A 19469-nucleotide genomic window follows, 5' to 3' on the forward strand; every position below is an offset into this window, starting at 1 on the left:
TCATTATTTTTCTACCAAGAATTTGAATTTACTGAAAATGTCTTTTAAACCTATTTCCGATATTGGTGAATTTGGTCTCATTGAACGCATATCCTCGATCGTCGCACCAACGTGTGATGCCAAACCGAGACTTCTCGAAGGCATCGGAGACGATTGTGCCGTCTACGAGCTGTCATCCTCGACTGTCCAGGTTGCAACCACGGATCTGCTGCTCGAACAAGTTCATTTCGATCTTCTGACAACCCCCCTTCAGCACCTTGGCAGCAAAGCGATGAGCGTCAACGTTTCGGACATCTGTGCAATGAACGCAAAGCCCAGCTACGCTCTGGTCTCGATCGCTCTTCCATCGAAAGCATCGGTTGAATTCGTCGAAACCGTGTACAGGGGTATGAGTGAAACCGCCACACGCTACAACACTGCCTTGGCAGGTGGAGATACGTCAGCCTCTTCAGGTGGTGTCGTCATATCCGTCATGGTTGCAGGAGAAGCGGAAAAGGAAAGAATAACCTATCGAAAAGGAGCCTCACCCGGAGACCTCATCTGTGTAACAGGCACCCTTGGAGGGGCAACTGCCGGACTTAAAGTACTCATGCGTGAAAAAAATATCATTCTGGAACATATCAAGCATGGGGAAAAATATGACAAGGATGTCATGAGCAATCTCGAGGAATACAATGATGCGATACGCCGACAGCTGCTCCCTTCGGCACGAATCGACATCGTAGAGTTCTTTCACCGGCACGACATCACGCCAACCTCGATGATAGATATATCGGACGGGTTAGCTTCCGATCTCGCCCATATCTGCAAACGCTCGGGAGTCGGTGCGCACATCGAAGAGGGCCGCATTCCCATTCTTTCCCAGGCACGGCACATCGCCGACGAATTCCAGGACGACGCGGTGAATTATGCATTGAGCGGAGGAGAAGACTACGAGCTTCTCTTCACATTGAAAGAAGAACACTTTTCCGTAATCGCATCGCATCCGGATATCACCGTTATCGGAAAAATCACCCCTGAAGAAAAAGGGTTGCAGCTTTCCGATATCTATGGCATGAACATCGACCTCAACACCATTGGAGGGTTCAACCATTTTCGGAAAGAAGAACAGGGCTGAGCGGTTGAAATATCTTTTCGATATCGGAGAGGCATGACTTTCTACAAGGACCTTTCCGCATCTTTTTGCGAATTCCGATGAAGATATTAAATTGCTCGTCCATTAATGCAGCAGAATGTTGCCGAAGTGGCGGAACTGGTAGACGCCCAGGACTTAAAATCCTGTGTTCAGCAATGAACGTGCGGGTTCGATTCCCGCCTTCGGCACCATACGTTCGATACATATGAAGTTCCTGTTTACATACGTTCTCTCCCCTTCTTTTTCTCAGTCACCAAGCCCTACTATCCCATGAGTTCAGAGCCAACCAAGATCCTCCTGCATGAGGATGAAATGCCTCGGCAGTGGTACAACATTCAGGCAGACCTTCCAACCCCCTTGCCGCTTCCTCTTGGAATGGACGGTAAGCCGATCAAACCCGAAGACCTTTCACCGGTCTTTCCCATGAACATCATAGAACAGGAATTGAGCACCGAACGCTGGATCACCATCCCCGAGGAGGTACGGGAGATTCTCTCGCTCTGGCGACCATCTCCGCTTTACCGGGCAAAGAGGCTTGAAAAAGCGCTTGGAACCCCTGCCAAAATCTATTATAAAAACGAAGGCGTCTCACCCGCAGGTAGCCATAAACCGAATACCGCTGTTGCGCAGGCATATTATAACCGGGAATTCGGCATCAAGTACCTGACAACCGAAACCGGTGCCGGGCAATGGGGTAGCGCCTTGGCCATGAGCTGCAAACTTATCGGTATCGAGTGTAAGGTATATATGGTCCGGATCAGTTTTGACCACAAGCCTTTCAGAAAAATCATGATGAAAACCTGGGGCGCAGACTGTATCCCGAGCCCAAGTGACACAACCGAAATCGGTCGAAAAATACTTTCTGAACAGCCCGACACACCGGGAAGCCTGGGTATAGCCATCAGTGAAGCGATTGAAGAAGCTGTCCAGCGCGATGACACCCGTTATTCGTTAGGAAGTGTACTGAATCACGTGATGTTGCACCAGACAGTAATCGGTCTCGAAGCGAAAAAGCAGTTCGAAAAAATAAACACCTATCCCGACATCGTCATAGGGTGTGCCGGCGGCGGCTCTAACTTCGCAGGCATCAGTTTTCCATTCATTCACGACAAAATCAACGGAAAAGACCTTCGTATCGTCGCCACCGAACCCGAAGCCTGCCCGACCCTGACGAGAGGTCCCTATATATACGACTCCGGCGATGTCGCGAAAATGACACCTCTTTTGGCGATGCACAGTTTGGGGCACGGGTTCATTCCTCCGGCAATTCACGCCGGCGGCCTGCGCTATCACGGAATGGCTCCGCTGGTAAGCCACGTTCTGCAGCATGGCCTCATCGAAGCGAATTCCTTACCGCAGACAGAGTGTTATAACGCCGCGCTGCTCTTTGCACATACCGAAGGCTTCATTCCCGCTCCGGAAACCTCACATGCAATAGCCCAGACAATTCGCGAAGCAAACCTGGCGCGTGAAGAAGGAAAAGAAAAAGTCATCCTGATGAACTGGTCGGGCCATGGCCTTATGGATCTTCAGGGATACGATGCGTTCATGTCCGGAAAACTCGAAGACTATCCGTTGCCGGACGAACTGCTCCAACAGTCGCTCGCCGCCGTCAAGGATCATCCGAAACCATAGAAAGCAGTAACAAGTGACAAATGATTTTTTATCTACTTGTTACTCGTCACTTGTCACAAAACAAAGAGGCTGTCTCAAAAGAACAGCCTCACGACTATCGATCACCATGCATACGTTTCAGGTAGAGAGTCATGCCGCCCCGTGAAATAGGTGTTCGGATTTCACAGGGATGCGGCATCCATACTGACTTTCTTTGGAAGATGGATCCCCGGGTCAAGCCCGAGGATGACTACCAGAAAGACTCATTGTAGAACTAATGAGACTTCCTCTTTGTTTTACTGATCCTTACCGTTTGTCAGCTCTTCATCGATCGGCGTTTTCTGTTTGCTTTTCTTTGAAGAGTCCGGCACCTTTGTAAACTGCAGTTTGTCGTTTTTCTCATCGTAAGAAATCCTGATGGTGCTTCCCTCGGGAAACTTCCCTTTCAACATCTCTTCGGCAAGGGAATCCTCGACATTTCTCTGCATCGCTCTCTTCAGCGGCCTTGCACCGAACTTTTGATCATAGCCTTTCTCGACAAGATATTCTTTAGCCTTGTCGTCGATGCTGACCTCGATGCCCATTTCATGCAACCGTTTGAAAAGCTTACCTGAGATGATATCGATAATCTCGAAGATATGCTTCTTCTCGAGCTGGTGGAAAACGATGGTATCGTCGATCCGGTTGAGAAATTCAGGATTGAATACCCGCTTCAGGGCATCCTCAACCGTCGACTTCATCGATTTATAGCTACTGTCTTCAGCCGCATCTCCGGAGATGAATCCCATACCGCTGCCAATACTCTTGATATCTTTAGCCCCGATATTGGATGTCATGATAATGATCGTGTTCCGGAAATCCACCTTTCGGCCGAGCCCGTCGGTCAGCACACCCTCATCGAGCACCTGCAAGAGAATATTGAACACATCCGGATGCGCTTTTTCGATCTCGTCGATCAGCACAACCGAATACGGTTTCCTGCGAACCTTCTCCGTGAGCTGCCCCCCTTCTTCATAGCCGACATATCCTGGAGGGGCACCGACGAGCCTGCTGACGGAAAACTTCTCCATATACTCGCTCATATCGGCCCTGACAAGAGCATCTTCACTGTCGAAAATGTAACGGGTCAGAGCCTTGGCAAGCTCAGTCTTGCCGACACCTGTCGGTCCGAGAAATATGAAAGAACCGATCGGCCTGGCAGGATCCTTCAGCCCGGCCCTCGTGCGCTGTATCGCTTTGGTAATTTTGTCGATAGCCTCGTCCTGCCCGATAACCTCCTTTTTCAGCTCACTTGCCATGTTGAGCAGCTTCTTCGACTCGGATTGAGCAACCTTGATCACCGGTATGCCCGTCATCATGGCGACAACAGAAGAAATATCGGCTTCTGTAACGTCATAGACCGTGTCGGCGGCCCGTTCCTCCCATTCGATCTTGGCCTGTTCGAGAGACTCGAGAAGGGTCTTCTCCTTATCACGGAGCTTCGCTGCTTCTTCGAAGTTCTGCATTCTTACAACACGGTTCTTCTCGGACTTGATCTCCTCGACAGCCTGCTCGAGGTCGAGAATGTTCTTGGGAACATGGATGTTGCTTAAATGCACTCTTGCACCCGCTTCATCCATCACATCGATAGCCTTGTCGGGCAAATACCTGTCGGTGATATAACGTTCCGACAGCTTAACCGATTTTTCAATGGCATCGTCATCGTAGCGCACATGGTGATGCGCTTCGTATTTGCTCTTGATGTTGTGCAAAATCTGAATGGTCTCGTCAACGGTGGTCGGTTCGACCATGATTTTCTGGAAACGCCTGTCGAGCGCACCGTCTTTTTCGATGTACTGACGGTACTCGTCGAGCGTCGTCGCACCGATACACTGGAGCTCTCCCCGGGCAAGAGCCGGCTTGAAAATATTGCTTGCATCGAGAGAGCCCGAAGCGCCGCCGGCACCGATAATGGTATGAAGCTCGTCGATGAAAAGAATAACATCACGGGAACGTTCAAGCTCGTTCATCAAGGCTTTCATCCGTTCCTCGAACTGCCCGCGGTATTTCGTGCCTGCAACCAGCGCAGCGAGATCGAGAGCGACGACCCTTTTATCGTAAAGAATCCTGGACACCTTCCGCTGAACGATCTTCAAGGCGAGACCTTCTGCAATAGCTGTTTTACCAACACCCGGTTCACCGATCAGAACAGGGTTGTTTTTCTTCCTCCTGCTCAGAACCTGCGCCACACGCTCGATCTCCTTTTCACGGCCTATGATCGGATCGAGCTTGTCTTCCACAGCCAGCCTTGTAATGTCCCTGCCGAAATTGTCAAGGACGGGAGTCTTGGTGCGTTCACCTCTTTTCGATTCAGTTTTTTTCGCATACTTTTCCGAACCGGATGAAAACGCCCCCTCCATAGAAGACTCTCCCGAGTCACTTTTACCGCTCGTTATCGTCATCAGCTCATCCCTGACCGCATCATAGGATACCCCGAACTGCTCCAGAATCTGAGCAGCGACATTGTCCTCTCCTTTCAGAATGGAAAGAAGAAGATGCTCGGTACCGATAATGTTCGACTTGCAGATTTTCGCTTCGAGATAGGTTATTTTAAGCACCTTCTCCGCCTGTTTTGTCAAAGGAACATTTCCCATCTGTGCCGCAGCAACTTTCTGATGGGTGCTTTCCTCGATTTTCTGCTTGAGTTTGTAAAGATCTATGTTGAGGTTTTTAAGAATTCTCGCAGCAATGCCTTCTCCCTCCTTGATCAAACCCAAAAGCAGATGTTCTGTTCCTATATAGTCATGACCCAGCCTGAGAGCTTCCTCCCTGCTGTGACGAATGACATCCTGTACTCTATTTGAAAAATTTCCGTCCATTCTCCTGCTTTAGTAAATGTTTTGAATAAGAGTCTCTTCCAACACATAACCCATTAGCTCACGACCTGTTCATCCTCTTTTGAATCAAGCACTTACCGGAAAAATCCGGATTACCATGGGGAATTGAAAACCTGATTCAGCGCTGAATTAATAATTATATAAAGATAGCCGGTTAAAACCAATTAACTTTAAGGAAAACAGAAATGCAATGCTAAAGGTTTCTATCCCTCTATAGAGTGGGGAGTGACGAAAAACAAGTAACAAAATTAAAGGAATCGGCAGACTGCTGGCGAGAGCTGTTCACAGTAACATCTCCCGGCAAACAGGGTAAATTTACTATTTAGACTTTTCACTCTTGAATTTTGACTTACTTTCAGAAATGGAAATAACACATCTTTTCATCGACGACGCAAATCCCGAACACCGGGCACTATCCATTTACAGAACCGGAGCGATAAACCGGGTTTACCTCACCGACGGCGAGTACCGCACCTATGGTACACTGGAGATATCCGCACACAACCATACAGCCCTGTTTCATTTCGACATCGTCGAGTCACTGAACGAACTGCCGTTCGTTTCAGAAACTGGTCACGGCCTGGACAGCTGGGACGAGGCATTTCTGCATCACAGTCAACTCGGAAAAATGCTTGCTATCCTTGCAAAAACCGAAAGGAAGATAGACCCACAAAAAAAAGAAAAGGCACTCCTGGGCTGGCATGACACTCCCATAGCAGCCGCATACTGGAGAACGATCGATCCCAAAGAGTTTTCAAGGTTTCTGAACGAACTCAAAACGTTCGTTCTAGAAACGATCGAAAAAGAATATGATCTGGAGTTCATTTTATGACACCTTGTTGCCCGACAACAAGTGATACGATACACTCCGCCCGTTCTTCCACTGAACCCTTCGGTACATGATGTAACCTGAAACCGCACTCCAGATAGGCATCACATAAAGCACGATACAAAGAAACCGACTCATCATAAGTCTGGGGCCGCTCACTGTCCTGCTCGAAAATATCGGACCAGGGAGGAAGTATGAACACATCTTGCTGAAAACAACATCCCATGAGCAGCTTCCTGTATTTCAACGGAACGGCTATATCGCTGTTTTTGAGATAGCCGAACACATCCGGGATTGCACGGTCGAAAAAACAGATCCCTTCGGCTTCACATGAAACGTGATATTGTTCTACCATCGCGTCAACGGCAAGATCTGCAAAAGCAGGCAGATCATTCCACGGCATGATACCGTTCGGGAGCAGTGTCTGTTCCTTTATAAGCCGCCGTGAGACCTCTTCAAAACAGCGGTAACCCCGATCACCAAGTGCATCGAGCAATGTACTTTTTCCGCTTCCGGGGCCTCCTGTTATGATATACCGTACCGTTTGCATACCCACCTTCCTGATAACCCGGTAAACATCAGAGTCGCAAGGCAACTCCAGCAAGCCATGTTGTATCGGTTTCAACGTCGTTCAATCCCCACTTGACACCTGCGTCGATATCAAAATCTTCGGTAACCGAATAGATCAAACCGCCAAGAAGAAAGGCTGGATGATCATCCATACCCTTTTCAGGGTTTGTTTCCACCCCGATATTGCATACCCCGACCATATCGGCGGTAACATTGATTTCTCCCGCAAACGAGGCATGCCATATATCATTGCGCAACAACAGGTCATCTTCATCAAGCCCATATTCATTATACATATATGCCAGATTGAGGTGCAATTTGCCAAGTACTCCTTCTTTGGATACAAGCAGCGCACCCCCTCCGGAAACCTTTCCGCTACCCAAACCCTTTTCATCGTCTCCTGTCGGAAACGAAACCGCGGGCTTCAGGGCAACGCTCAGACCCCGGTCTTCATATTCAAAAAATCTCCACTTCACCTCCAGAGTCAAGTCACCTACGCCATCCTCATCGGCAACGGTAAATCCATCATCCCTGACCCTGTACCAGACATAAGGCAGGCCGAGGACAACATCGATATCATCGGTGATGCCATAGGAAAGGATCGTAGCGACCTCTCCCCCTGTTTCATCAACCGCATCATCTTCATCATCGGTGAATTCGCTGTTTATCTCGAGCTGAAACCTGCCAGCTCCCTGTGTACCGGTGTCATCGGTAATCAGCGGATGTGCCGCGTGGAGAGGAAAAGTAAATAACATCAGTATGGATGCAAGAAAAAAAGTTCGAACCATGGTGATCTTGAAATGATTGCTTCAAATTGTATGGGAATTGTATAACCAAAAATATACGAGCTTGTAATTATAATATTTGTTTTATGATAGCAAACCTTTTGTGCCTCGAACAGAAAACATTCTCTAACGAAACCCTCAAAAACCCTGATAACATAAATAATAAATAAAGCATAGAAGGCCAGAGTGAACCACCATGAGATCTTCTACAGTTTACTTTATGGTTTTTTGGAGTGCCAGCCAGACGATTATAAAGCACTGTCGTCGTCGTTGAATTTTTGCTAACAACTGCCATCGCTATGGTCTATATGGCACCTTCACTCTTTCTCAACCAGATATTTCCAGTACTTCATCGGCATGAAAGAACGCTGCAGTTGTGGGTTTTTTCTTTCAGGAATGGCAACATGGGTAAAGAAGGTTTTCCAAAGCCGCTGCACCTGGAGTTCTTCCTCTGCAAGCTCAGGGGAGCGGAACGATTCAAGGGTTCCAAAGTCGATCTTTCTGCCATCCCAGTGCGACACCAGTGAACGTTTGACATCGCAGATAAACCATTCCTGGGTTCCAAGCCTTCGGGTAAAGAACTTGGAAAGCGGCTGAATGATATTGAAATCCGGCTCCATTCTGGCAAGGTAGCTGCCATCTTCAAGCATCGCAAATCGAAGAAGCCCTTTGAAACGATGCACCTCTCGCCCAACTTTGCGAGCCAGAAAGTGCACGGCAAGCACCGCCGGATGAGTGAGGTGAGCGCCTATACGGCATCCATAGACAGAGACCGCATGCATGTATTGCAGGAGAGATGTTTCCATCAATTCTTTTTCCGAAAGTATAACGTATATCACCTGTCTCGCATTGTCAGGATATGCGGCTGAAAACCTGCGAATGAGAATATCAGCCCTTTGCGGATCTGTAGCGATATACACTCCTTCGTCGAAAAGGTTCTGCCGCTGTGGTTCCAGCTCGACCTTCTGCGGATCGGTTTCGTGCCGGAGAATGTGATCTATCGCGGTTAACAGTCCCTCGGTTGTTCCGTCGTAGCGGTAGCGGTTCATTTGTCGATAGTGACGAGTAACAAGTAACAAGTCTACTGATGTGTTAGGAGATTCAGTCTTTATTAGAAATCAGGTGACCTATCAGCCCTTGTATCATTCGTCTTATTTCGGTGATGTTTTGTAGTTGAGTTTCAACTGTTGAAAAGGTGACATAATTAAGACGACGGGCAAGCTCCAACTGTGTTTCGACTTCAGCAACTGATCCCAATCCGATATAAAGTAAAATGTTCGAATTCTTTCTTGCTATTCCGTGCCGCTCCTTCTGAAATATTGGACGGTATTGAAACTGATGCTCTTCTCAGCTGTGCTGTAAGTCCATACTTTTCTTCTTCAGGAAATTTTTTCGTAAGACCGTAAATGTCTTCAACAAAGGACATGGCTTTCTGCCATACAATCAGGTCTTTATGAGCGTTCACAGCAAACCGGTTTTATTTTTTCCAGAAACATATCTCCTGTCACTTGTCACTGAAACAAACTTATCTGACGCTGTTTCAATGGTGGCTGAGAAGCGACGGTTTCAGCAGCGAGGAGTTTCCGGCGGATCAGCGCCGGACGATCGAACAACCGTTCAACCGGCTTTCCGGAACAGGTAATGAAGTATCTGGCCCGTTTCATAACCACTCCGATCTTCTTCAACCCATCAGGAGTGAAAACCGCGTAACGCCGTGCCGCTACGATTCGCTTTGCCGATGTCACTCCGATTCCCGGAACTCTCAACAGCGCTGCGTAATCGGCCCGGTTGATATCAACCGGAAAAAACTCCGGATGCCGAAGTGCCCATGCAGCTTTAGGGTCGAGATGCTCATCGAGGAAAGGATGCTCTTGTGAAAGGATTTCGTCTGCACTGAACCCATAATGACGGAGAAGCCAGTCCGCCTGGTAAAGGCGGTGCTCTCTTTTCAGCGGAGGATTCGCAAGTACGGGCAGGCGATTATCATGGTTGACCGGAACGTAAGCGGAGTAATAGACCCTTTTCAGATTCATTTTTTTATACAGCCCCTGTGAAAGCAGAAGAATCCTGTGATCCGACTCGGGGCTTGCCCCGATAATCATCTGTGTACTCTGCCCCGCTGGAGAAAAGCGCGGAACGCTGCGGCTATTCTTTCTTTCAAGCCGGTTAGCGCTGATCGTTTCGCCGAGAAGAGCCATAGGTTTGAGAATCGACTCTTTGCGTTTCTGTGGAGCGAGCCGGTTCAGCGAGTCTCCGGAGGGAAGCTCGATATTGACACTGAGACGGTCGGCATGGAACCCAGCCTCTTTGACCAACTCCCGACTGCATCCCGGAATAATTTTCATATGAATGTAACCGAAAAATCTTTCTTCCTGACGAAGCCGCCTCACTACCGCGACCATTCTCTCCATCGTGTAGTCAGGGCTCGCTTCAACTGCTGAACTGAGAAAAAGTCCCTCGATGTAGTTTCGACGGTAAAAGCTGATGGTCAGTCCCACTAGTTCTTCGACTGTGAAGGATGTACGCTCGACAGGATTCGAAGACCGGTTGACACAATAAGCGCAATCGTATCGACAGTCATTGGACAACAAGACCTTCAGAAGCGAAATACAACGACCGTCATCCGACCATGAATGGCAAATACCACCGCTTGAAGCGTTCCCGAGAGAACCTTCCCCTCCGCTTCTGCTGCTGCCGCTCGAAGCGCATGAAGCATCGTAACGGGCCGAACCGGCGAGAATCTTCAGCTTGTCCATAGTATCCATAGGTTCAATATATGACTGGGAGATGAATTGTCGATATGTTGTTTTGGTCCACGAATCGACACGAATTTTCTCGAATTATGAAGAAAAAAAATAAGGGCGTTGTTGCCCGGATTACACCGGGTCACCAACGCCCTTGACCTTCAGTTGTAGTAGGTTCCTAGTCGAGTCATTCTCTGGATTGCCCCAGGGGCAATCCAACGCACCATCACCTATTCAGCCGTATTTCTCTCCTTACTACCAACTCCTGCGAACGAAGTGAACTACTTCTCATTCCGAGTTCCAAACTTTCTCTCCACAAGCTCCACAACCCTGCGGGCTCCGGTGACAACCCCAGGAAGTGATTGTCCGGGAAAAACCGAATCACCTGTAAGAAAAAGGTTTTTGAATGATGTACCCGGTCCCCTGACGTTGAAGAGTGATGTCTGGGGATAACCGCCGACATAGCCGTATTTGCGCCCGGTATACCGCTCCCAGGTAAGAGGTGTTGCCGCGAAAATCGTATGAATTTTCTGCTCTATACCGGCAAAATGTTCTGAAAGTAACGAGATGATGTTGTTCGTGTAGGACTCTTTCAACTCTTCGTATGCCTCTTTTCCGGTGGCTTTCGCCTTTATCCACGGTTCGGGGCGGCTGTGGGTTGAAACGGTAACAGCTCGGTACCCTTCAGGAGCCCTGAGGCTGTCGTCAGACGGTGAAACGGATACAAAAATACTGTTCCCTTCACCCAGTTCGCAATCTTCCCTGACGATCTGGACATGGCTGACCTGACTCCCATCGAACGCAGACTCCTCGACACCGAGGTAGAGAACAAAAGCGCTCCATTTGGGAGTACCTCCTTTTTGTTTCATCGAAAAAGAACTTCCTCCAAGCAAACCCTTGAGCGATTCAGGAGTGAGGTTCGCGACGATAACATCTGCAGGCCATCTGGTCCCGTCCGAAGAGTTCACTGCAACAACATGCCGCCGTTTCTTTTCTATACCCTCGACAGCCATACCATAACGTACACTGCCTCCATTGTTTTCCAGTGATGCTGCGAGCTTTTCTGCCACACTCCCGATTCCTCCTGTCAAACGATGTGTCCCTTTTGCAGGAAGGTCGAGTGCAATGGCGGCATTGACAGCATTAGCATATGCCGCGGTAGTCTGAACGGAGATCAGCAACTGTGCGTCGATAAAACGTACAAATTCGGCGTTATTGTCAAGTCCGTACGATGCAAGCCACTGCAAAGCGGTTTTATTCAGCAAGGGGAGCATTGGTGACAGAACCGGTGCTTTGCGAAGCAGTTTCCTGAACAGGGCGGTTACATCTGCAAATCTACCCGGCGGCCATAGGAGAACCTCGCTGGAAAGCGACCACAGAAGTGAAGCGAGACGTTCCTGAGCTTCCCAGAAAGGCAGCGACTCGGGAAACTCCCTGACAATCTCCTGCCTCGACTGTGAGAGGTGAATCAGCCTGTCGCCATGAATGAAGTCCCACGCTGCAGCACAAGACATTATTGGCCATGTAATACCGAGCTCTTCACCAAGTAAATCGAGCGGTCCTTTTTTGTGAAAACCGCACCCTACCGTAGCACCTGCATCAAAGCGGTAACTGCCGTAACTAAATGTCGCTGCACACCCGCCGGGATATGTCTGTGATTCAAGGACACGAACATCGAACCCTTTTTGGGAGAGCAGAGCTCCGACAGTCAAACCGCCAACACCGGCACCGATAACGACAACCTTTATTCCTTTCCCCTTCAATTGTTGTAACGATACATGCTCAACAAAAAAACCATTCCTTTAATCTTTTCACTAACATACAACTCCTCTCGAAAAATCCCCCATGTTTACGATTTGCAAACAAGAAATAGCAGGAATTTTCCAGGTCTTCGCTGCAGTATCGAAAAAAACAGAACCAAAGAAAACATTAATCCACAAGCAAGAGGTATACCTGCGTTTTGAGCTGTTCAGGCGGCGTAAGAGCCGGGTCGTTCAGGTAGACTTCATAGGCCACACCGCTTGCTTCCAGCTCATTATCACCGATCCATTTCATGAGCGCATCATAGACCGGTTCAGCCTCTTCGTAGGGGCCGATATACAGGCTGGTCACAGCTTTACCCGACGGCGGCGTCGAGGATTGTATGGAAGCGTCGCCCTCGATCTCACTTTCGACAGGAAAGCCAAACTCCACTTCGAGATTATCCATTTCCATGTTGTAATAGATCGCAAAAGGCGGACCTTGTGGGTTCTTGCCTTTTTCACCGAGATAACTCGCAATAGCACTGAATCCCCGATCGAACATCTCAGCAATATCACCGGCTTTTGTCTTCAATCTGATGGTAAGCGCTGGGCGGGGTTCGAGATCCACCAACTCACACTGAAAAGCACATTCAAAGTTCATCACGCAACCTCCGTTGAAATGTTGATGAGAGCAGAACGTATGGACCGAGCCCACACGTCACTCGATGAAGCGAGAAAGAGCAAACTGCAAGTTATCACATCAGGCTGATATGGGGGAAGTAACATGGAGTCGGCGTAGCGGGATTTGAACCCACGACCCCTTCCACCCCAAGGAAGTGCGCTACCAGGCTGCGCCATACGCCGATTAAGGACCGATCTCGACTTGTCGGGAAACAATGATAAAAAAATCTTCACTAAATATAAATTATTTTAGTTTTTTCTTTCCCCTCATTCCACCCGCGCCATAGGCACAGTTTTCACAGTACCTTACATTCCTGAAGAATCAAAAGTTATTATATTATTGCTTTGTCATTCCAATTCCGGAGATCGATGAGCTACTTTTCCAGTGAACGCTGTACGATGTTTTATACCGATACGGCAGAAGACAACACGGCGTTGAAAAACAAGCCGGCAGTGCTTTTTGTCAACGGATGGGCCATTTCGTCGAGATACTGGAATCCTCTCATTGAAAAACTGACTCCTGATTACCGGTGCATCACCTACGACCAGAGCGGAACCGGAAACACGGTTATAGAAAACGACCATAAACCGTCGTTTACCATAGAAGGATTTGCCGATGAAGCTGCTGCTCTGATCGAACACCTCGGGCTGAACAAGCAAAGGAACCTTCACATTATCGGCCACTCGATGGGCGGAATGGTCGCCACCGAACTTTCTCTCAGATACCGCGATTTCACCGCTTCCACAACCATTCTTGCATGCGGGATTTTCGAGGAGAATGCACTCACCTCACTCGGCCTGATGTTTCTCGGTGGACTGGTCGATTTTTCGATGAGTTTCCGCAAGGCATTCCGGGTGGAACCTCTGAGGACCATGTTCATCAAACGGGCGGCAACCGCCGATATAGGCAAAGAATACGGTGATATCATTGTTGAGGATTTCACCACGTCCGATAAAGACGCAACGAATGCCGTAGGACACTTTTCCATTGACCGTGAAGTGCTCAGAGCCTACACGAAACATGTCATAGAGATCCCTTCTCCGGTGCTTTGCTGTGTCGGTATGAAGGATCATACCATACCGCCCGATGGTACGGTAACCCTTTTCCATACACGCAAACAGAAAGCCGGATCACCGACACGGCTCGTACAGTTCATGAACCTGGGACACCTGCCTATGCTCGAAGATCCGGAACGCTTTGCGGAACAGCTGAAAAAACATTTTGAATTTGCAGATGATTTTTATAAAAACAATTCGTGTCCGGACAATGATAACGATACCCTTCAGATAGTGTAAAACCCGAAAGGGAGATTAATCGGCAGTCTTCAACACACAGTTAGCAGGTACAGGAGGAACAGACCCGTCTGATCTGCCGAATCAGGGAACGAGTATTGGTATGAGAAATTGAATTTACTATGGTGAATAGGAAGAGCATGAAAAAAAACAAGGCCAACAATAAAAAAATCAAAAAAAAACGAACGACAACATTCATACTCAAAGTTGTTGCCGCTGCCGTTGCAATCGCCTGTGTTGCACTGTTCGTTTACGTGTTCAGTCTCTTCAGAACACTTCCAAGTCTTGAAGAACTCGAAAACCCCAATCCTGAACTTGCTTCACTGGTTTACTCGTCCGACGGAAAACTGTTGCACAAGTATTTTCTGAAAAACCGGACCTATGTTCCTCTTTCTTCGATATCGAGCTATGTACCCCAAGCCCTGATCGCAACCGAAGACCTTGCATTTTACGATCACTGGGGTTTTGATGTTCGCAGGTTTGTGCTTGTCATCGGGGAAAATCTTCTCAAAGGAAGAGAACGGTGGCACGGCGCCAGTACAATCACGCAGCAGCTCGCGAAAAACCTCTACCTTACCCAGGAACGAACCATAACCCGCAAGATCAAGGAATTCTTCACCTCTGTCGAACTCGAGCGTACCTACACCAAAGATGAAATTCTCGCTCTTTACCTCAATACGGTGTATTTCGGTTCCGGGGCTTATGGCGTCGAGGCTGCCGCCTGGACATATTTCAATAAACCTGCCAGCTCGCTGACGCTTCCCGAAAGCGCCATGCTTGTGGGAATTCTAAAAAGCCCGAGGGCATACGATCCCTCGAGAAACCCTGACAATTCGGTTAACCGGCGTAACCTCATTCTTGCACTGATGACAAAAGCCGGCTTTATTTCCGAAAGCGAACTGAACACCGCACGCAAGAGCAAGCTTGTGCTCGATTATACTCCAGTGACAAACCACGGCAAGGCCCCGTACTTCACCGAGTATATCCGTCAGACCCTGAAGCCCATATCACGACAGCACGATATCAACGTATACAGTGACGGCCTGAACATCTACACAACTCTCGACAGCAGAATGCAGCATTACGCGCAGGAAGCCGTAAAGGATCATGTAGCCTGGATACAGGAACGCTTCGACAAATCGTGGAAATGGCCAAAGAAACTCAAAAACCAGATAATCAGGGAAACACCGCGCTACCGTGAACTGCTTAAAAACGGCTTATCTGCGGAACAAGCGCTCGGAGAACTGCAGAATGACAGGAAATGGCTGGAAAAACTCTTGCATGATAAAACCCGCGTACAGGTTGCGTTTATTGCACTCGACCCATCGAACGGCAACATCAAGGCATGGGTCGGTGGCAGCGAGTTCAGCCCCGACAAATACGAGTACCAGTTCGATCATGTATGGCAAGCGAAACGACAGCCCGGCTCGACCTTCAAACCATTCCTGTATACAGCAGCGATCGACAAAGGCATTCCGGCCAATCACAGAATTCTGAACCAGCCGTTAGCCATCAAAACCGGCGACGATGTCTGGATCGCAAAAAATTCGGATCATTCATCGGGAGGGCTCACAACCCTTCGCCGCGCGCTCAGCAAATCCCTCAACCAGGTGACCGTCCGCTTGATGCACGAGTTTCTGAGCCCTTCTGAAGTCATCGGCTATGCAAAAAAAATGGGCATCAGCTCGAAGCTCGAGCCTAACATGTCCATTTCACTCGGCACATCCGAAATAACTCCCCTGGAACTTGCATCTGCCTTCGGTACTTTCGCAAACAACGGAGTATGGGTCGAACCAACCAGCATCGCCCGGATAGAAGATAAGTTCAACCATACTGTTACCGAATACAAGCCGATTACGAGGACCGCCATCGACTCAACGACCAACTATGTCATGGTTTCCATGCTTCAGGATGTCGTGAAACGAGGAACCGGCGCTGCCATACCTTATCGATACGGGGTAAACATCGAAACTGCCGGAAAAACCGGTACAGGCCAGAACATGAAGGATGCCTGGTTCGTGGGTTTCACCCCTCAAATCACTGCAGCCGTATGGGCGGGTTTCGATGATGAAAGAATCAATTTCACCTCGATGAGTTACGGTCAGGGGGCGAGGGCCGCACTGCCGATATGGGCGAATTTCATGAAAAAGTGTCTGGCAGACAGCTCGCTCGGTATTGAAAACAGGTACTTCCACATGCCGGAAACCGTTATTGCCGTCCCTGTTTCCCGCACGAGCAACCTTCCCGCCGAGCTCTTTACCGATGATGTTTACGTAGAGTACTTTACACCGCGGGGTTTTAAAAAATACCAGTCCGGCTTGCTGAAGTCTGCTGAAGAAGAGGCCGCTGCACAAACTGACCGTGGTACTGCGAGCCATTCACAACCCCTACCTGTCAGGGAGCCATCCGAGTTTTCATCGTTTGAAGACGACGATTAAACCATCAAACATTCTTACTCTTATGCATTCAGTTCTGGTTCTCGATTTTGGTTCACAATACACGCAGCTAATCGCACGACGTATACGTGAAATCGGTATTTACTCAGAGATCATACCTTATAACACACCTCTTGAAAAAATCAGAGAACACAACCCGGGTGCTGTAATTCTGTCCGGAGGCCCCAGCAGCGTTTACGGTGAATCGGCATTTCATCCCGATGAAGGAATCTTCACCCTGGGGGTTCCAATCCTTGGTATCTGCTACGGGCTCCAGGTCATTGCGACGCATTTCGGCGGAGCTGTCGATGCTTCGGCAAAACAGGAGTTCGGCAGGGCGAAAATACAGGTAGAAGAGCAAAACGGAACTGCCAAGAGCATGCTCTTCAAGGACATACCGGACTCCGACGTCTGGATGAGTCATGGCGACAAAGTGGTACGGATGCCCGAGGGCTTCTCGGTAACGGCAAGCAGCGGTAACTCGGAAATGTGCGCTATCGAAACGACCGGCAGCAAGGCAGCTCTCAAAGTGTACGGTCTGCAGTTTCATCCTGAAGTTCAGCATACACTGTACGGTAAGCAGTTGCTGACCAATTTCCTGATAGATATCGCCGGTTTGAAACCCGATTGGTCACCCAAAGGGTTTATCGAACATCAGATAGAGGAAATCCGGAAAACCGCCGGCAATGAAACGGTAATATGCGGTATCAGTGGAGGGGTCGACTCTACCGTAGCAGCCGTTCTGGTTAGCAAAGCCATCGGCAAACAACTGCATTGTGTCTTTGTCGATAACGGTCTTTTACGGAAAAACGAGGCAAAGAAAGTCATGCAGGTGCTCAAGCCGCTGGGACTGAACGTCAATCTGGTCGATGCCGAAGATATCTTTCTCAAACGCCTGAAAAACGTTGCCTCCCCTGAAAAAAAACGAAAGATCATCGGCAGGACCTTCATTCATATTTTTGAAGAGCAGATTCATGAAGAGAAATTCCTTGTTCAGGGAACCCTCTACCCCGATGTCATCGAAAGTGTCAGCGTCAAGGGACCTTCGGAAACCATCAAGTCCCACCATAACGTCGGCGGCCTTCCGAAACGCATGAAGCTCAAACTCATCGAGCCCCTGCGCGAACTTTTCAAGGATGAAGTTCGCGCCGTAGGCAGGGAGTTAGGAATTGCCGAAGATATCCTCATGCGTCACCCGTTCCCCGGACCCGGCCTGGCTGTCCGTGTTCTCGGCTCGGTCAACAAAACCCGTCTCGACATTTTAAGGGACGCCGATGAAATTTATCTGGAAGAACTCAAATCCAGTAACCTCTATCGCCATGTCTGGCAGGCATTTTCCGTCCTGCTGCCTGTTCAGTCAGTCGGTGTCATGGGAGACAAACGAACCTATGAAAATGTTCTTGCCCTTCGGGCTGTCGAATCTTCGGACGGCATGACCGCAGACTGGGCTCATCTTCCACACGATTTTCTATCCCGTGTCTCCAATCGTATTATCAATGAAGTAAGAGGTATCAACAGGGTGGCCTACGACATCTCATCAAAACCACCTGCAACCATAGAATGGGAGTAAAACTCGTGAGAGAACTGTTACTGCTTGAAATATCCGGCCCTGACAAAACAGGATTGACGGCGGAGCTTTCTTCGATACTTGCACGATACAACACCAGGATTCTCGATATCGGCCAGGAAGTCATTCACAATCATCTGTCGCTCGGCATGCTGGTTGAAGTTCCCAACGAGTTCAAATCGGCACCGGTGTTGAAAGACCTCCTTTTTATGGTTCATACGCTCGGCCTGCAGATTTCCTTTACCCCCATCTCGGACAATGAGTACGAAAAATGGGTGAAGGAGCAGGGAAAACCGCGCTACCTTTTAACCCTCCTTGCAAGAGAAATAAAGGCCGAACAAATTGCCAGGGTCAGCACGTCCATTGCACGACACAACATGAATATCGACACAGTCACCAGATTGTCGGGACGGCTTCCACTTCAAAACCGTCATGCAGGAAAAACAAAGGCATGTGTCGAGTTTTCGGTACGCGGTATACTGAAAAACGAGAAACGTTTTCGTGAAGAGATGCTCGCCATCACCGATGATCTCGGCATCGATATAGCGTTCCAGGAGGACAACATCTATCGCCGCAACCGGAGATTGATAGTATTCGATATGGACTCCACCCTCATCACTACCGAGGTCATTGACGAACTGGCGCATGAAGCGGGAGTCGGTGAAGAAGTCGCCACAATCACCGAACAGGCGATGCGGGGCGAAATAGATTTCACCGTCAGCCTGCAGCGGCGAGTCGATACGCTCAAAGGACTGGACGAATCCGTTCTGCAAAAAGTGGCCAAACGCCTGCAGCTTACAGAAGGAGCTGAAAGCCTCTTTTTCAACCTTCATAACCTCGGCTTCAAGACCGCCATCATCTCGGGCGGTTTCACCTATTTCGGGCACTACCTGCAAAAGAAGCTGAATATCGACTACGTATACGCCAACACGCTGGAAATATCGGATGGAAAACTAACCGGTAAGGTTCTCGGCGAAATTGTCGATGGCAAGAAAAAAGCCGAACTGCTCCAGCATATCGCCCGGAAAGAAAACATCAGCCTCGAACAAACCATCGCAGTCGGAGACGGAGCCAACGACCTGCCCATGCTCGGCAAAGCCGGCCTCGGCATAGCCTTCCGCGCGAAACCAATCGTCAAGGAAAGCGCACGGCAGGCAATCTCCACCCTCGGCCTCGACGCCATCCTCTACCTGATGGG

Annotated in this window: 16 protein-coding genes and 2 tRNA genes; 8 read left to right on the forward strand and 10 right to left on the reverse strand. The window is 49.0% G+C overall.

Going from position 1 to position 19469, the window contains the following annotated elements:
- The first annotated feature begins 37 nt into the window (after positions 1-37).
- The 3 genes from thiL (at position 38) to QZ209_RS00115 (ending at position 2770) form a co-directional block, all read left to right on the forward strand.
- Positions 38-1117 (forward strand): thiamine-phosphate kinase, encoded by a 1080-nt coding sequence (thiL, locus tag QZ209_RS00105; RefSeq protein WP_294343158.1) that lies wholly within the window; start codon positions 38-40, stop codon positions 1115-1117.
- Positions 1118-1237: 120 nt separating this feature from the next.
- Positions 1238-1326: transfer RNA gene (locus QZ209_RS00110), tRNA-Leu, on the forward strand.
- Between the two features lie 79 nt (positions 1327-1405).
- Positions 1406-2770 carry a TrpB-like pyridoxal phosphate-dependent enzyme gene (locus QZ209_RS00115; RefSeq protein WP_294343160.1) on the forward strand — a complete coding sequence of 455 codons (1365 nt, stop codon included), beginning with the start codon at positions 1406-1408 and terminating at the stop codon, positions 2768-2770.
- Positions 2771-3045: 275 nt separating this feature from the next.
- On the opposite strand, the gene QZ209_RS00120 is transcribed toward QZ209_RS00115, so the two are convergent.
- On the reverse strand, positions 3046-5607 hold the full coding sequence (locus QZ209_RS00120; protein ID WP_294343163.1) for an ATP-dependent Clp protease ATP-binding subunit: 2562 nt from the start codon (positions 5605-5607) through the stop codon (positions 3046-3048).
- A gap of 379 nt (positions 5608-5986) precedes the next feature.
- On the opposite strand from QZ209_RS00120, the gene QZ209_RS00125 reads away from it, so the two are divergent.
- Entirely contained in the window at positions 5987-6457 is a 471-nt protein-coding gene (locus tag QZ209_RS00125; protein WP_294343165.1) for a hypothetical protein, read from the forward strand.
- On the opposite strand, the gene QZ209_RS00130 is transcribed toward QZ209_RS00125, so the two are convergent.
- The 9 genes from QZ209_RS00130 to QZ209_RS00160 form a co-directional block, all read right to left on the reverse strand.
- Positions 6447-7004, reverse strand: a complete 558-nt coding sequence (locus tag QZ209_RS00130) for an AAA family ATPase (RefSeq protein WP_294343168.1) — start codon at positions 7002-7004, stop codon at positions 6447-6449. The two genes, QZ209_RS00125 and QZ209_RS00130, sit on opposite strands and share 11 nt — an antisense overlap.
- Before the next feature lie 28 nt (positions 7005-7032).
- Positions 7033-7779 carry a transporter gene (locus tag QZ209_RS00135; RefSeq protein ID WP_294343170.1) on the reverse strand — a complete coding sequence of 249 codons (747 nt, stop codon included), beginning with the start codon at positions 7777-7779 and terminating at the stop codon, positions 7033-7035.
- A gap of 347 nt (positions 7780-8126) precedes the next feature.
- Complete coding sequence (locus QZ209_RS00140) at positions 8127-8888, reverse strand: TIGR03915 family putative DNA repair protein (RefSeq protein ID WP_366515721.1); 762 nt, start codon at positions 8886-8888, stop codon at positions 8127-8129.
- 22 nt (positions 8889-8910) lie between these two features.
- Positions 8911-9066, reverse strand: coding sequence for a four helix bundle protein (locus QZ209_RS12580; protein WP_366515722.1), 156 nt, complete (start codon positions 9064-9066; stop codon positions 8911-8913).
- Positions 9050-9235 carry a four helix bundle protein gene (locus tag QZ209_RS12585; RefSeq protein ID WP_366515723.1) on the reverse strand — a complete coding sequence of 62 codons (186 nt, stop codon included), beginning with the start codon at positions 9233-9235 and terminating at the stop codon, positions 9050-9052. The genes QZ209_RS12580 and QZ209_RS12585 overlap by 17 nt, the downstream gene beginning before the upstream one ends.
- Before the next feature lie 85 nt (positions 9236-9320).
- Positions 9321-10574: a putative DNA modification/repair radical SAM protein gene (locus QZ209_RS00145; RefSeq protein ID WP_294343171.1), complete on the reverse strand. Its 1254-nt coding sequence runs from the start codon at positions 10572-10574 to the stop codon at positions 9321-9323.
- Positions 10575-10834: 260 nt separating this feature from the next.
- A complete protein-coding gene (locus tag QZ209_RS00150) occupies positions 10835-12316 on the reverse strand; it encodes an NAD(P)/FAD-dependent oxidoreductase (RefSeq protein WP_294343174.1) in 1482 nt (493 codons plus the stop codon).
- A gap of 166 nt (positions 12317-12482) precedes the next feature.
- A complete protein-coding gene (locus QZ209_RS00155; RefSeq protein WP_294343177.1) occupies positions 12483-12956 on the reverse strand; it encodes a GyrI-like domain-containing protein in 474 nt (157 codons plus the stop codon).
- A gap of 129 nt (positions 12957-13085) precedes the next feature.
- Positions 13086-13159 (reverse strand) — tRNA-Pro (locus QZ209_RS00160).
- 186 nt (positions 13160-13345) lie between these two features.
- Between QZ209_RS00160 and QZ209_RS00165 the strand changes: the two genes are divergently transcribed.
- The 4 genes from QZ209_RS00165 to serB all read left to right on the forward strand — a co-directional run.
- Positions 13346-14272: an alpha/beta hydrolase gene (locus tag QZ209_RS00165; RefSeq protein WP_294343179.1), complete on the forward strand. Its 927-nt coding sequence runs from the start codon at positions 13346-13348 to the stop codon at positions 14270-14272.
- Between the two features lie 137 nt (positions 14273-14409).
- Complete coding sequence (locus QZ209_RS00170; protein WP_294343182.1) at positions 14410-16707, forward strand: PBP1A family penicillin-binding protein; 2298 nt, start codon at positions 14410-14412, stop codon at positions 16705-16707.
- A 22-nt stretch (positions 16708-16729) separates the two neighbouring features.
- Positions 16730-18274, forward strand: coding sequence for a glutamine-hydrolyzing GMP synthase (guaA, locus tag QZ209_RS00175; protein ID WP_294343185.1), 1545 nt, complete (start codon positions 16730-16732; stop codon positions 18272-18274).
- A gap of 5 nt (positions 18275-18279) precedes the next feature.
- On the forward strand, positions 18280-19469 hold a 1190-nt coding region (gene serB, locus QZ209_RS00180; RefSeq protein ID WP_294343188.1), incomplete at its 3' end, for a phosphoserine phosphatase SerB.

Source organism: Prosthecochloris sp., assembly GCA_015482705.2.
Lineage (GTDB): Bacteria > Bacteroidota > Chlorobiia > Chlorobiales > Chlorobiaceae > Prosthecochloris.

Excerpts from the sequence above, each read along its gene's own strand:
- thiL (WP_294343158.1), top strand. The coding sequence starts at position 38 with ATGTCTTTTAAACCTATTTCCGATATTGGTGAATTTGGTCTCATTGAA.
- QZ209_RS00115 (WP_294343160.1), top strand. The coding sequence starts at position 1,406 with ATGAGTTCAGAGCCAACCAAGATCCTCCTGCATGAGGATGAAATGCCT.
- QZ209_RS00120 (WP_294343163.1), bottom strand. The coding sequence starts at position 5,607 with ATGGACGGAAATTTTTCAAATAGAGTACAGGATGTCATTCGTCACAGC.
- QZ209_RS00125 (WP_294343165.1), top strand. The coding sequence starts at position 5,987 with ATGGAAATAACACATCTTTTCATCGACGACGCAAATCCCGAACACCGG.
- QZ209_RS00130 (WP_294343168.1), bottom strand. The coding sequence starts at position 7,004 with ATGCAAACGGTACGGTATATCATAACAGGAGGCCCCGGAAGCGGAAAA.
- QZ209_RS00135 (WP_294343170.1), bottom strand. The coding sequence starts at position 7,779 with ATGTTATTTACTTTTCCTCTCCACGCGGCACATCCGCTGATTACCGAT.
- QZ209_RS12585 (WP_366515723.1), bottom strand. The coding sequence starts at position 9,235 with ATGTCCTTTGTTGAAGACATTTACGGTCTTACGAAAAAATTTCCTGAA.
- QZ209_RS00145 (WP_294343171.1), bottom strand. The coding sequence starts at position 10,574 with ATGGATACTATGGACAAGCTGAAGATTCTCGCCGGTTCGGCCCGTTAC.
- QZ209_RS00155 (WP_294343177.1), bottom strand. The coding sequence starts at position 12,956 with ATGAACTTTGAATGTGCTTTTCAGTGTGAGTTGGTGGATCTCGAACCC.
- QZ209_RS00165 (WP_294343179.1), top strand. The coding sequence starts at position 13,346 with ATGAGCTACTTTTCCAGTGAACGCTGTACGATGTTTTATACCGATACG.
- QZ209_RS00170 (WP_294343182.1), top strand. The coding sequence starts at position 14,410 with ATGAAAAAAAACAAGGCCAACAATAAAAAAATCAAAAAAAAACGAACG.
- guaA (WP_294343185.1), top strand. The coding sequence starts at position 16,730 with ATGCATTCAGTTCTGGTTCTCGATTTTGGTTCACAATACACGCAGCTA.